Raw genomic sequence first — 13,872 nt, 5'->3', positions numbered from 1 at the left:
ATGATGAAGCGAGCACTGATCACGGGCATCACTGGTCAGGATGGTTCATACCTTGCTGAGCTCCTGCTCGGGAAGGGTTACGAGGTCCATGGCCTTATTCGGCGTGCGTCGACGTTCAATACGTCACGTATCGACCATCTGTACGTCGACCCGCACGATCCCTCTGCCCGTTTGTTCTTGCACTATGGCGACCTCTCGGACGGTGCCCGTTTGGTCACCCTCCTCAACGAGATCCAGCCTGATGAGGTCTACAATCTTGCGGCGCAGTCGCACGTTCGAGTGAGCTTCGATGAGCCGGAGCACACGGGTGACACGACGGGTATCGGTGCGATGCGCCTGCTCGAGGCCGTGCGGATGACCGGTCTCGACTGCCGCTACTACCAGGCGTCGAGCTCCGAGATGTTCGGCGCTACGCCTCCGCCCCAGAACGAGGACACGCCGTTCTACCCGCGGTCCCCGTACGGCGCGGCCAAGGTCTACGCCTACTGGGTGACGAAGAACTACCGCGAGGGCTACGGCATGTTCGCGGTCAACGGGATCCTCTTCAACCACGAGTCGCCCCGTCGTGGTGAGACGTTCGTGACCCGCAAGATCACGCGTGCCGTGGCGAGGATCAAGGCCGGTCTCGACGAGCACGTGTATCTCGGCAACCTGGACGCGATTCGCGACTGGGGTTACGCGCCCGAGTACGTCGAGGGCATGTGGCGCATGCTGCAGGCGGATGAGCCCGACGACTTCGTCCTGGCAACGGGCGGCAACTACTCCGTGCGCGACTTCGTCGTCGCGGCGTTCGAGCACGCCGGTCTGGACTGGGAGAAGCACGTCCGTTTCGATGAGCGCTACCTGCGTCCGACGGAGGTCGACGCGCTCATCGGTGACGCGAGCAAGGCGGAGCGGCTCCTGGGCTGGAAGGCCGTCGTCGACACCGGGCAGCTTGCGCGGATCATGGTCGATGCAGACATCGCGGCGCTCGAGTGCGCCGGGCGCCCTTGGATCGACACTCCGGCCCTCGACGGCTGGCCGACGTTCGCGGCGGCACGGTGACCGCGGAGGGTTGGACGGGCCCGCTGGACCGCGCGTCTCGGACCTATGTGGCAGGCCATCGCGGGCTCGTGGGCTCTGCCGTCTGGCGTGCGCTGGAGACCGCCGGCTTCACCGATCTCGTGGGGCGGACGTCGGCCGAGCTCGACCTCAAGGACCGGGAGGCGGTGTTCTCGTTCTTCGCTGACGCGCGGCCCCGGTACGCGGTCATCGCGGCCGCCAAGGTCGGCGGGATCATGGCGAACAACACGTATCCCGTCGACTTCCTCTCGGAGAACCTGAGGATCCAGGTCAACGTGATGGATGCGGCGCTCGAGCATGGCGTCGAGCGGCTGCTGTTCCTCGGCTCGTCGTGCATCTACCCCAAGCTGGCACCGCAGCCGATCAAGGAGGAGTACCTCCTCACGGGCCACCTGGAGCCCACCAACGATGCCTATGCGATCGCGAAGATCGCCGGGATCATGCAGGTCCAGTCGGTGCGACGCCAGTACGGACTGCCGTGGATCTCGGCCATGCCCACCAACCTGTACGGCCCGGGGGACAACTTCTCCGAGACCGGCTCCCACGTCCTGCCCGCCCTGATCCGTCGGTATGAGCAGGCGCGGCTCGACGGGGTCAGCAGCGTGACCAACTGGGGCTCTGGCAGCCCGAGGCGCGAGTTCCTCCACGTCGATGACATGGCGTCGGCGTGCCTGCACCTCCTCGACCACTACGACGGTTCGAGTCAGGTCAACGTGGGGACCGGGACCGACGTCACCATCAAGGAGCTCGCCCACGTCGTTGCCGACGCCGTCGGCTACGAGGGGGCGATCGAGTGGGACACCTCGAAGCCCGACGGCACACCTCGCAAGCTCCTCGACGTGTCCATGCTCAAGGACGCCGGCTGGGAGCCGCGGGTCTCGCTGGAGGACGGCATCCGCTCGACTGTCGCCTGGTTCCGCGACAACCGTGATGCCCTGCGGCACTGACGGCAGGACGCGGGTAGGACCCGGTCGCCGCGCAGCGCAGTTCGTCGCCGCGTCGCTGCTGCTCACGGCGTGCGCGGCGGGTGGGTCCAACGGTGGAGCGCCCACGCCCACCGTCGTCCTGGACCCGGCGGCCTACGCCGAAGATCTCTTCGACAGGACGAACGAACGTCGCGAGGCGGACGGCGTCGGCGAGGTGGAGCTGTCGACGTGTGCCGCGGCGGCGGCCACGCAGCGCCTCGCGAGCCTGAGCGACTCGGCGGACCTCGACCACGCCCCCCTGGACGACGTCATGGCCGAGTGCGGCGTCTCCGTGGCCGCGGAGAACCTCAGCCGGGCGGCGGCATCCCCCGAGGACGTCGTCGACGCCTGGATGGAGTCGCCCGGGCACCGGGCCAACATCCTCGATCCCGAGCTCACGCACCTCGGCGTCGGGTGCGTCGAGGACGGCGACGAGATGCTCTGCTCCCAGATCTTCCTCGGTCCCTGAGCCCTCGGCGGGGGTGTGATTCACCCGGCGTGCCCGAATTCGCGCGTCGCGCCTCCTCAAGTCCGGTCCCCTCCCGCCGATCACCTGTGTGGCGGCAGGACGCCGCTGGATCCACGCGGGTTGCCCGCCGGCACTGACCGGCGACGGCCCCGCGCGACCGGGGCCATGACGGTCCAGCAGGGAGGACGACCGCATGGGCCCCGCCTCGGCTCGGTGTCTCGCCGTCGGCCTCCTCGCCGCCGTCGCGGTGGTCCCGCTCCAGTCGACCGCTCTGCGTGAGTTCCTCATCGCCGTCGTCGGCGTGCTCTCGGTCGTCGCGATCGTCGTCGGCGTCCGCGTGCACCGACCGGTCCGTCGCGCGCCCTGGTACCTGCTCGCCGCCGGCGTCGGCTGCTGGGCGCTGGGCGACGTGCTCTGGGCGGTCGTCGAGCACGTGCTGGGGTCCGACGCGTTCCCCTCGGTCGCCGACTACGCCTACGTCCTCGCGTACCCGGTGCTCGCCTGGGGACTGGCGCTCCTCTCGCGACCCGCGGGCAGGACCGCCGGCCGCGACGCGCTGCTCGACGCGCTGATCGTCGCCACCACGCTCGGGCTCGTGCTGTGGGTGTTCTTCATCGCCCCGTCCTGGACGGACCCGGAGGGCACCCTGCTGGAGCGCGTCGTGGGGGTGGCGTACCCGGTCGGCGACGTGGTGCTCGTGACCCAGCTCGTGCGTCTCATGAACGCCCGCCGCCGCACGCCGGCCCTCGTCCTGCTCGGTGCCGGGTTCGGCCTCGTGCTCGTCGCCGACCTGCTGTTCCAGGCCGGCGCCTACCTCCCGGTTCTCGCGGCCGACATGGGCCTGATCGACCCGCTGTGGATCGCGCCGTACGCCTGCTGGGCCGCGGCCGCACTGCACCCGTCGATGGCGCGAGCCGGCGACGAGCCGTCCGGCACGGCGCTGCCGCTGACGGTCCGGCGCGTGGCCTTCCTGGCCGGAGTGAGCCTGGTCCTCCCCGCGCTCGTGCTCATCGAGGCCGTGCTCGGCGTCCCCCTGCACAGCGTCGAGGTCATGGTCGCCGCGCTCCCGCTCATCGGCTTCGTGCTGCTGCGGATGCTCGGCCTGGTGCACCGGATGTCGCAGCAGGCGCGCGACCTGGCGCACCTGGCCGAGACCGACTTCCTCACCGGCCTCGAGAACGGTCGTCGCCTCACGGCGCGCATCGAGGACGCGCTTGGCGGTCCCGACGCCGGGGCACCCGCACGCGGCGCCGCGCTGCTGCTGGTCGGCGTCGAACGCTTCGCGGAGATCAACGAGACGCTCGGCCTGCGCACGGGTGACGAGCTGCTGCGCGCCGTGGCGGGGCGGCTGGTGGTCGCGGCAGACGCCGACGGCGTCGTCGCCCGCCTGGGTGGCGAGGCATTCGGGGTGCTGCTCCCCGGCGTGAGGTCGGGGACGCGCGCGGTCGAGCGTGCCATCGACATCCGCGAGCTCTTCGCGGAGCCCTTCCGGCTCGGCGAGGTCACCGTCAGCGTCGATATCGCCATCGGCGTCGCCCTGGCGCCCGACGACGCCGCCGACGCCGGGGCGCTGCTGCAGCGTGCCGACGTCGCGCTGTCCGCGGCGCGCGAGCGGCGCGACCTCGTGGCGCGCTACGCCCAGCAGATGGAGACGGGCGGCGCGCTGACGCCCCAGCTCATGAGCGAGCTGACGTCGGCCATGGCGGAGAACCAGGTCGTGGTCCACTTCCAGCCGCAGGTCGAGATCAGCACCGGGCGCGTCGTCGGCGTCGAGGCCCTGGTCCGCTGGCAGCACCCCGAGCACGGCATGCTCGGGCCGCTGGCGTTCGTGCCCGCCGCCGAGCGCACCGGTCTCATCCGCGCCCTCACGCTGCACGTGCTGGACCGCACGCTCGCGCAGGCCGCGCTGTGGCGCGCGGGCGGGCGGACGATCCCCGTCTCGGTGAACCTCTCGGTCCGCAACCTGCTGGACCCGCACTTCGTGAACGACGTCCGGCGCGCGCTGGAGCGGCACCAGATCCCGGCGACGCAGCTCGAGCTCGAGGTCACCGAGACCATGGCGATGCTGGACCCGGCGCGCTCGCTCGAGGTGCTGGGCGCGCTCGACGAGCTGGGCGTCATGCTCTCGGTCGACGACTACGGCACCGGTTACTCCTCGCTCGCCTACCTCACCCGGCTCCCGGTGCGGCGGCTGAAGATCGACCGCTCCTTCGTCGCCGGCCTGCTCGACGACGACGCGAGCGCGGCGATCGTGCGCTCGACGGTCGAGCTCGCCCGCCACCTGGGCCTGGCGGTCGTCGCGGAGGGCGTCGAGGACGACGCGACGCTCCTCGCCCTGCGTGACATGGGTTGCTACGCGGCCCAGGGCTTCGGGCTGGGGCGGCCGACGTCGGCCGACCGGATCCCCGCGATGCTCGACGCGATCGAGACGCGCGTGCCCGGCCTGGTGCGCGAGCGCATCCCGGTGCAGCGCACCGCCTGACGCGCCGGTCCCGCGCCGCGGGACGACGACGTCGCCGCGCCGGACCGGGCGCGGCCACGTACGTTGACGGTCATGACTGACGCGACGCAGGGCCTGACCGTGGTGCGCGAGACCGTCCGCGCCGCGGGGCACGACGTCGCCGTCGTGCGCCTCGGCCCCGCGGGCGGGGGTGCCGGTGCGATGCCGCCCGTGGTCCTCGTGCACGGCATCGGCGTGTCGGGGCGGTACTTCGAGCCGCTCGCGCGCGAGCTGGCGCGAACCGGGCCCGTGCTCGTCCCGGACCTGCCGGGGTTCGGCGCGAGCCGGTGGACGGGCGCGACCCTCGGCATCGCCGAGCACGCGCGCGTGGTGACCGAGCTGGTCGCGCGCGAGGGCTGGTCCGGCGTGGTGCTGGTGGGGCACTCGATGGGGACCCAGGTGGTCACGGAGGCGGCGGCCGCCTCACCGGGGCTGGCGTCGGCGGTCGCGCTGTTCGGACCGGTCACCGAGCCCGGGGCGCGGTCCGCCGTGCGCCAGGGCCTGCGGCTGCTGCGCGGCACGCGGCACGAGACGCCGCGTGCCAACTGGACGGTGTTCTCCGACTACTTCCGGGCGGGACCGCGGCGGTACCTCGCCACGTTGCCGCACATGATCGACTACCCGCTCGAGGACCGGCTCGCCGAGCTCGTCGTGCCCGTGCTGCTCATGCGCGGTGGGAAGGACCCCGTCGCCCAGCCGCAGTACCTCGAGGGCCTGGCGCGGCGCGCGCTCGACGCGCGGATCGCCGAGGCGGCGGGGGCCGGGCACGTCCTGATGATGCGCCGGCCCGGCGAGGTGGCGGACGAGGTGCGAGGGCTGGCCGGTGCTGCTGCTGGGCTCGGGGCGGAGCGGGCCGGCGGCGGAGCGGTGCCCGTCGCGGGCCCGTCGTGATCGGACGCGCCGCGAGGTTCGTCGCCCGGCACGCCCGCCACGCGTGGTGGCGCACGACCGACTACGCGTACGTCGTCGTCCGGCAGGCGGAGGGGCTGCTGCGGCGCGGCGGGGCGGACGCCTACCGGGACGGGCGGGTCGCGCCCGACGTCGTCCTGGTGCCGGGGGTGTACGAGAGCTGGCCGTTCATGCGGCCCGTCGCGGACCTGCTGCACCGCAACGGGCACGGCGTGCACGTGCTGCCCGCGCTCGGCTACAACGTCGGGCCCATCCCGGCGGCCGCGCAGGTGCTGGGGAGGTACCTGCGCGAGCAGGACCTGCGCGACGTCGTCGTCGTCGCGCACAGCAAGGGCGGGCTCATCGGCAAGCGCGCGATGCTGCGCGAGGACCCGGATGGGCGCATCCGCTCGATGGTCGCCATCAACACGCCGTTCGCGGGGTCGGCGTACGCGCGGTGGCTCCCGATCGCGTCCCTGCGCGTGTTCCGGCCCGACGACGTCGGCCTGCTCGAGCTGGGGACGGAGCGCGAGGTCAACGCGCGCATCACCTCGGTCTACGCGCCGTGGGACCCGCACATCCCCGGCGGCAGCGTGCTGCCCGGTGCGGCGAACGTCGAGCTGGCGACGCCCGGGCACTTCCGCGCGCTCGCGGACCCGCGGCTCGAGCGGATCCTCCTCGACGCGGTGCGGGGCGAGGCGGGGCAGCCGCAGGCGCCACCCGGCCCGGGTGGCGCGGGTGGCGCGGCGGGCCGCGCGTCCACCGCCTGACGCAGGCGCCGCGCTGCCGTCCCGGTGTGGTGGCGCTCGGCCGGGGGCAGGCCTAGCGTCGAGGTATGGCAGACGGCGCCGCCGAGCCCGGGTCGGGGATGCGCTCGGGTGAGCCCGCGGCCGGGGCGGGTGCCGTGGCCGGGTCGCCCGGTGCGCTGCCGGCGCGCGCCGAGCCCCACGCCGCCGGCCTGCAGGCGCGGCTCAACTGGCTCCGCGCGGGCGTGCTGGGCGCGAACGACGGGATCATCTCGACCGCCGGCCTGGTGATCGGCGTCGCGGCCGCGACCGACGACAGCAAGGCGATCCTCGTCGCCGGCGTCGCCAGCCTGGCCTCCGGGGCGGTCTCGATGGCCCTGGGCGAGTACGTGTCCGTCAGCAGCCAGCGCGACACCGAGCGCGCCCTCATCGCGCTCGAGCGTCAGGAGCTGGCCGACGACCCCGAGGGCGAGCTCGCCGAGCTCACCGGGCTCTACGAGGCCCGTGGCCTGGCGCCGGAGACCGCGCGTCAGGTCGCGCTCGAGCTCACCGCCCACGACGCCGTCGGCGCGCACGTCGAGGCCGAGCTGGGCCTGGACCCCCTCGAGCGGACGAACCCGTGGCAGGCCGCCTTCGCCTCGGCCGTCTCGTTCACCGTGGGCGCGCTGCTCCCGCTGCTCGCGGTGGTGCTCGCGCCGCCCGGCACGCGCGTGGCGGTGACGGCCGCCGCCGTCGTCGTGGCGCTCGCCCTGACGGGGACCATCAGCGCCCGGCTCGGCCGCGCGCGGCGGCTCCGCGCCGTCGTACGGCTCATCGTCGGGGGAGTGCTCGCGATGGCGATCACCTTCGCCATCGGCAACGCGCTCGGTCAGACCGTCCTCGCCTGACCACCGCCCCTGGTGGGGAGGCGACGCCTACGCGCTCTCGCGCAGGGACAGGCGCGCCTCGTACAGGATCGGCTGCGGCGGGACCTCCTCGCCGGCGAGGAGCGCGAGCAGCATCACCGCGGCCCGAGCCACCATCTGGTCGAGCGGCTGGGCGACCGTGCTGAGCGGCGGGTCGGTGGTCTCGGCGACCCCGATGTCGTCGAACCCGAACACCGCGATCTCCTCGGGCACGCGCCGCCCGCGCTGGGCGAGGTGCGTCAGCGCGGCCGAGGCCATGAGGTCGTTGGCGACGAACACCGCGTCGAGGTCCGGGTGCGCCTCGAGCAGGCGCGCCATGGCCGCCGCTCCGCCGCGCGCCGTGAAGTCGCCGAACTCGACGGCATCGTCAGCCTGGCCCGCCGTGCGCATCGCCTCGCGCCAGCCGGCCAGCCGGTCGACGCCCGCGGTCATGTCCGGCGGGCCGGCGATGGTGGCGATGCGGGTGCGGCCCGACGCGATGAGGTGCTCCGTCGCCATGCGCGCACCGGCCGTGTGGTCGACGTCGACGTAGTACGGGTGGCGCACGTCGAGCGGGCGCCCCAGGAAGACGCAGGGGAGGCCGGAGTCGACCAGCTCGCGGTTGAGCGCGTCGTCGCGGTGGTGCGAGGCGACGACGGCGCCGTCGACGTGGCCCTGCGTGAGGTACCGCGAGGCGCGCTCCGTGCTCGCGCCCCGGCGCGCGATGACGAGGACCATCTGCAGGTCCGAGTCGTCGAGCGCCAGGCTCAGCCCGTTGACGATGCCGCCGAAGAAGGGATCCGTCAGCAGCCGGTTGTTCGGCTCGGGCACCACGAGGGCGACCGAGCCCGTGCGCCTGGTCGCGAGGTTGCGCGCCACCGGGTTCGGCACGAACGCCAGCTCCGCGATCGCCCGCTCCACGGCGGCGCGCGCCTGCGGGCTCACCAGGTTGCCGCCGTTGATCACGCGCGAGGCCGTCGCCCGGGAGACACCGGCAGCCGCCGCCACCTGGCGGATCGTCGGTGCCCCCCGGCGGGCGAGCGGGCTGGGGGTCACGGGCGCACCGTACCGCCCAGGGGCACGGTGCCGGTCGCGATCGCTGAGGCGTAGACCCGGGCGCTGGTCTTGGGCGTGCGCTCGAGCGTCTCGAAGTCGACGTGGACGATGCCGAACCGCTTGTCGTAGCCGAACGCCCACTCGAAGTTGTCGAGCAGCGACCACGCGAAGTAGCCGCGCACGTCCGCGCCCGCCTCCACCGCGCGGCCGAGCGCCGCGAGGTGCTCGACCAGGTAGTCGGTGCGCTCGACGTCGTGCACCGTGCCGTCCGGGCCGACCTCGTCCTCGAACGCCGAGCCGTTCTCCGTGACGTACAGCGGGATCCCGGCGGGCCCCGTGTAGTCCTTGTGGAGCCCGATGAGCAGGCGCTCGAGCCCGTCCGGCTGGACCTCCCAGTCCATGGCCGTGCGCGGCAGGCCGCGCGAGACCGGGTAGGCGCCGACGACGCCGACCGACGGGTTGCTGACCGTGCGCTCGGGGGGCGCCCCCGCGGGCACCACCGTCTCGGGAGCCGGCTGGTGGCCCGTGATGGCCATGCCGTTGTAGTAGTTGACGCCCAGGAAGTCGATCGGCGTCGCGATGACCTCCAGGTCGCCGTCGCGCACCGGCAGCTCGGTGCCGACCGCCGCGAACGCGTCGACCGCGTCCTGGGGGTAGGCGCCCAGCACGACAGGCTCCACGAACAGCCGGTTCTGCATCGTCTCGACCAGCGCGGCCGCGCGGACGTCGGCCTCGTCGGACGGGTCGACCGGGTCGGTCACCGTGAAGTTCAGCGTGATGCCGAGCGACGCCGTCGGGTCCACCGCGCGGATCTCGCGGATCACGTGACCGTGAGCGAGCAGCAGGTGGTGGGCCGTGGAGACCGCGGCCTGCGGCTCCTGCCGCCCGGGCGCGTGCTGCCCGCCGGCGTAGCCGAGGAACGCGCTGCACCACGGCTCGTTCAGGGTCGTCCACTGCCGGACCCGGTCGCCGAGCGCGGAGTGGAGCACCATCGCGTACTCGGTGAAGTGGTCCACGACCTCGCGCGAGGTCCAGCCGCCCCGGTCCTCGAGCCACTGCGGCATGTCCCAGTGGTAGAGGGTCAGCCACGGCGTGACGCCCGCCTCGAGGAGGCCGTCGACCAGGCGCGAGTAGAAGTCGATCCCACGCTGCTCGACGCGGCCGGGCTCGGGCATGATCCGCGGCCAGGCGGTCGAGAAGCGGTACGCCCCGAGGCCGAGCTCGGTCATCAGGGCGATGTCCTGCGGCCAGCGGTGGTAGTGGTCGCACGCGACCTCGCCGGTGTCGCCGTTGGCGACGGCGCCCGGGACGCGGCAGAACGTGTCCCAGATGGAGTCGGTGCGGCCGTCGGCGGTGCTGGCGCCCTCGATCTGGAAGGCGGCGGTGGCCGCTCCCCAGACGAAGCCGCGGGGGAGCTTCAGGTCGTGGTTCATCCCTTCACCGCGCCCTGCATGATGCCGGACACCAGCTGCTTGCCGGCGAGCACGAACAGGAGGATGAGGGGGAGTGTTGCTGCGACGACGCCTGCCATGATCAGAGCGTAGTCCTTGAAGTACGAGGCCTGGAGGAGCTGGAGCGCCACCGGGAGCGTCGGGTTCGAGGACCCGAGGACGATGAACGGCCAGAAGAAGGCCGTCCACGAGCCGACGAACGTGAACAGCGCCAGCATGGCCGCCGCCGGGCGCGCGGCGGGCAGCGCCACGTGCCAGAACGTCCGGATCATCGAGCAGCCGTCCACGCGCGCCGCCTCGATGAGCTCGTACGGCAGCGCCTCCTCGAGGTACTGGGTCATCCAGAAGACGCCGAACGCCGTGACCATGCTCGGCACGATGACGGCGATGAGCTTGCCGGTCCACTCGAGCTTCGACATCACGATGAACAGCGGGACGACGCCGAGCTGCACGGGCACCGCCATCGTCGCGACGATGAAGACGAGCAGCCCGCGCCGGCCGCGGAAGCGCAGCTTCGCGAAGGCGAAGCCGGCCAGCGTCGCGAAGAAGACGACGGACACCGACGTGACGACGGAGACGACCACGCTGTTGGTGACCGCCTGCCAGAACTTGATGTCCGAGGAGACGACGCGGCCCAGGTTCTCGAGCAGGTTCGGCCCCGGGATCAGCGAGGGCACCGGGTTCTGCGCGATCGTCGCCGAGTCCGACGACGCCAGGAGGAACGCGTAGTAGATCGGGTACGCGGAGATCGCGAGCACCAGGCCGAGGATCACGTACGTGACCCAGCCGGGGCGGCGGTTGACGCCGGCGCCCCCGAGCCCGCGCTTGCGGGCCGCGGCACGCGCGGCCCCGGCCCCCGCGGTCTGGGCGATCATGGGAACAGAGCTCATCGCCGTCCGCCCTTCTCGGTGGTGCGGGCGGCGGCACGCGCGGCGGCGCGGCGCTGACGCCGGCCGGGGTCGGCCTGGCCGGTGGACGCGATGCGCCGGGTGAGCGCGAAGTTGACGAGGCCGATCACGACGATGATGAGGAAGAGGATCCACGCGACGGCGGCCGCGCGGCCGAAGCTCTTCTGCGCGCCCCAACCGAGCTCGTAGAGGAACATCGTCACCGTCATCCACTGCCGGTCCGCGCCGCCCGTGCCGAGCTGGTCGTACATGCGCGGCTCGTCGAAGATCTGCAGGCCCCCGATGGTCGAGGTCAGGATGACGAAGATCATCGTCGGCCGGAGCATCGGGACGGTGACCGAGAAGAACTGCCGGAAGCGGTTGGCGCCGTCGATGACTGACGCCTCGTAGATGTCGCGCGGGATCGCCTGCATCGCCGCGAGGAAGATCAGCGTGTTGTAGCCGATCCACCGGAAGTTGACCATCGTCGCGATCGCGACGTGGCTGGCGAGCGCGTCGGCGTGCCAGCGGATCGGCTCGATCCCGACCGTCCCCAGGAGCGTGTTGACCATGCCCGCCTGGTCGGCGAAGAGGCGCGAGAAGATGAGCGCCACCGCGACCGGGGCGACGACGTAGGGCAGCAGGACGCCCATGCGCCAGAAGGTCTTGGCGCGCAGGTTGGCGTCGAGGACCGCCGCGATGACGATGGCCGCGATGAGCTGCGGCACGGACGACAGCAGGAAGATGCTGAACGTGTTCCGCAGCGCGGTCATGAACCGGGGCTGCTGCAGGACGTCGGTGTAGTTCTGCCACCCGACGAACTCGCCCTGGCCGCCGATGAGGTGCCACTCGTGGAACGAGACGTACGCGGTGTAGACCAGCGGGAACAGCCCGACGATCGCGAAGACGACGAAGAACGGCGAGATGTACAGGTAGGGCGAGAGCCGGACGTCGAGCCTGCCGCGCAGGTTGCGCAGGCGCTGGCGGGCGTCGTCCGGTGGTGCGGTGGCGGCCGAGGTCGCGCGCTCGTCCTGCTCGGGGCGCTCGGGCTCGGTCCCGACGGGGACGGTCACTGACACGGGAAGCTCCAGGTGGCGAAGACGACGTCGTCCGTGCGAACGCCGGGCCGGGCCGGGGTGGCGTGCTCCCCGGCCCGGCCCGCGCTCATCGCGGACCGTGCGGTCCGGACTGCTCGGTCAGAGGCCGAGCTCGGCGTACGCCTGGAGCGTCTTCTCCCAGGAGGACGCGGCGTCGTCGGTCTGGTCCACGTCGACGCGGGTCAGGCCGTCGGCGACCGTGGTGTGGATCGCGAAGTAGTTCGTGCCCTTGTAGGGGGTGGCCGTGACCGCCTCGGCGCGGTTCACGAGGATCTGCCCGGTCGGGGCGTCGTTGAAGAAGTCGTTCGTGGAGGTGAGGAGGTCGTCCGACTCGTGCGCCGCGGACTGGCTCGGGAACGTGCCCTTGGAGTTGAACGCCTTGATCTGCTGCTCGGGAGCGGTCAGCCAGTTGGCGAGCGCCATGGCCTCCTCCGGGTGCTCGGACTGGGTCGGCACCGTGAGGTAGGACCCGCCCCAGTTGCCGCCGCCGCCGGGGAAGACGTCGGCGATGTCCCAGCCGGTCACGCCCGCCGCGTTGCCCTCGATGATGCCGAGCATCCAGCCGGGGCAGGCCATCGTGGCGAAGGCGCCGTTCTGGAACGCGGCGTTCCAGTCGTCGCTCCACTGCGCGAGGTGCGCGGACAGCTCGCGGTCGACGCTCGCCTCCAGGACGGTGGTGTAGAGGTCCTCGACCTCCGAGCCCTCGAGCGGGATGGGCGTGCCGTCGTCCTCCTCGTAGGCGTTCTCGAGCTGGTTGACCATCGCCTGGTAGGTCGCGCCGGCCGAGTCGAACCAGGCGGCGTCGGAGTTGGCGACGAACTGCTCGCCGACCGTGAAGTAGTTCTCCCAGTCGCCCTCGAGCAGCGCCGCGACCTCCTCGCGGTCCGTCGGCAGGCCGGCGGCCGCGAACAGGTCCGAGCGGTAGCAGATGCCCTGCGGCCCGATGTCCGTGCCGTAGCCCATGAGCATGCCGTCCTCGGTGGTGGCGGCCTCGGTCTTCCAGTCGATCCAGCGGTCCTCGACCTCCGGGTCGCTGAGGTCCACGAACTTGTCCGAGAACTGCATGAGCTCGGTCAGCCAGTCGACCTCGATGGCCTCGATGTCCGCGAGTCCGGAGCCGGCCGCGAGGCGGGTGTTGAGGTTGTCGCGCGCCTCGTTGGCTGTCGCGGCCTTGCGGTGCTCGACCGTGATCCCGGGGTTGAGGTCCATGTACTCCTCGACGAGCTCCTCGTACCCGAACTCGTTGAACGTCGCGACGGTGAGGGTGATCTCCTCGGAGTCACCACCGCCCTCGCCCTCGTCGCCGCCGGCGTCGTCGTCGGTGCCGGTGCCGGTGCTGCAGGCGCTGGCGAGCAGGGCGAACCCCGCCACGCCGGCGCCGAGGGTGAGTGACCGCTTCCTGGTGGTGCGCACGTGTGACTCCTTCGTCGTCATGAGCGGCTGCTCTGCCGCTCCGTACGTGCCACGCTCGGGACGAGCGCGGAGGCGTCGGCTGGGATCGGTCCCATCCGCACGCGCACGGCGGTCGGTAGCGTTCTGAGACCGGTCTCATCGATTGCGCACACCGTGCGCCCGTGCGTCGACCGGTGTCAACGGTCGTGACCCGATCGTGACCGAGGGCGGCTCTCGCCGGGGCTCGGCGTCGCTCCCGCCGGGGCCCGGCGCCGCTCGGCGCGACAGGGCGCGGGTCCCACGCGATGCTCGGTGAGTGGACACGCCCTCGACAGCAGCGCCGACCGCGCCGCCGGAGCCGCGGGAACCGCGGTCCGCGCACGACGCCGGGTCCGCGCCTGCGCCCCGGGGCCGGCACGTCGCCGACGAACCGGCCGCGCACGGCGCGGGAGCGTCGGCCGTGCGCCTCCTCGAC

Annotated in this window: 12 protein-coding genes; 7 read left to right on the top strand and 5 right to left on the bottom strand. The window is 72.5% G+C overall.

The window, feature by feature from the left end:
• From gmd to IDM29_RS01190, 7 genes are all read left to right on the top strand, one after another.
• Positions 1–1,044, top strand: a complete 1,044-nt coding sequence (gene gmd / locus IDM29_RS01220) for a GDP-mannose 4,6-dehydratase (protein ID WP_223147834.1) — start codon at positions 1–3, stop codon at positions 1,042–1,044.
• Complete coding sequence (locus IDM29_RS01215; protein WP_188037052.1) at positions 1,041–2,009, top strand: GDP-L-fucose synthase; 969 nt, start codon at positions 1,041–1,043, stop codon at positions 2,007–2,009. Before gmd ends, IDM29_RS01215 begins: the two co-directional genes overlap by 4 nt.
• Entirely contained in the window at positions 1,993–2,496 is a 504-nt protein-coding gene (locus IDM29_RS01210) for a CAP domain-containing protein (protein ID WP_188037051.1), read from the top strand. Before IDM29_RS01215 ends, IDM29_RS01210 begins: the two co-directional genes overlap by 17 nt.
• Before the next feature lie 193 nt (positions 2,497–2,689).
• A complete protein-coding gene (locus tag IDM29_RS01205) occupies positions 2,690–4,978 on the top strand; it encodes a bifunctional diguanylate cyclase/phosphodiesterase (RefSeq protein WP_188037050.1) in 2,289 nt (762 codons plus the stop codon).
• A gap of 72 nt (positions 4,979–5,050) precedes the next feature.
• Entirely contained in the window at positions 5,051–5,887 is an 837-nt protein-coding gene (locus IDM29_RS01200) for an alpha/beta fold hydrolase (RefSeq protein WP_188037049.1), read from the top strand.
• Entirely contained in the window at positions 5,884–6,654 is a 771-nt protein-coding gene (locus IDM29_RS01195; protein ID WP_188037048.1) for a triacylglycerol lipase, read from the top strand. Before IDM29_RS01200 ends, IDM29_RS01195 begins: the two co-directional genes overlap by 4 nt.
• Positions 6,655–6,719: 65 nt before the next feature.
• Positions 6,720–7,517: a VIT family protein gene (locus tag IDM29_RS01190; protein WP_255499766.1), complete on the top strand. Its 798-nt coding sequence runs from the start codon at positions 6,720–6,722 to the stop codon at positions 7,515–7,517.
• A gap of 27 nt (positions 7,518–7,544) precedes the next feature.
• Here IDM29_RS01190 and IDM29_RS01185 read toward each other — a convergent pair whose 3' ends face one another.
• The 5 genes from IDM29_RS01185 to IDM29_RS01165 all read right to left on the bottom strand — a co-directional run bounded on the left by IDM29_RS01185 (position 7,545) and on the right by IDM29_RS01165 (position 13,439).
• Complete coding sequence (locus tag IDM29_RS01185; RefSeq protein WP_188037047.1) at positions 7,545–8,570, bottom strand: LacI family DNA-binding transcriptional regulator; 1,026 nt, start codon at positions 8,568–8,570, stop codon at positions 7,545–7,547.
• Positions 8,567–10,003 (bottom strand): GH1 family beta-glucosidase, encoded by a 1,437-nt coding sequence (locus IDM29_RS01180; RefSeq protein ID WP_188037046.1) that lies wholly within the window; start codon positions 10,001–10,003, stop codon positions 8,567–8,569. The genes IDM29_RS01185 and IDM29_RS01180 overlap by 4 nt, the downstream gene beginning before the upstream one ends.
• Positions 10,000–10,911 carry a carbohydrate ABC transporter permease gene (locus tag IDM29_RS01175; protein WP_182111820.1) on the bottom strand — a complete coding sequence of 304 codons (912 nt, stop codon included), beginning with the start codon at positions 10,909–10,911 and terminating at the stop codon, positions 10,000–10,002. The genes IDM29_RS01180 and IDM29_RS01175 overlap by 4 nt, the downstream gene beginning before the upstream one ends.
• Positions 10,908–11,987: a carbohydrate ABC transporter permease gene (locus IDM29_RS01170; protein WP_375372389.1), complete on the bottom strand. Its 1,080-nt coding sequence runs from the start codon at positions 11,985–11,987 to the stop codon at positions 10,908–10,910. Before IDM29_RS01170 ends, IDM29_RS01175 begins: the two co-directional genes overlap by 4 nt.
• A gap of 117 nt (positions 11,988–12,104) precedes the next feature.
• Positions 12,105–13,439 (bottom strand): ABC transporter substrate-binding protein, encoded by a 1,335-nt coding sequence (locus IDM29_RS01165; protein WP_188037045.1) that lies wholly within the window; start codon positions 13,437–13,439, stop codon positions 12,105–12,107.
• Positions 13,440–13,872: the final 433 nt, after the last annotated feature.

The sequence above is a fragment of the Actinotalea sp. JY-7885 genome (assembly GCF_014525465.1).
In the GTDB taxonomy this organism is placed as follows: Bacteria; Actinomycetota; Actinomycetes; order Actinomycetales; family Cellulomonadaceae; genus Actinotalea.
Note: the sequence above shows the minus strand (reverse complement) of the source record. Positions and strands in the feature narration are given on the sequence as shown.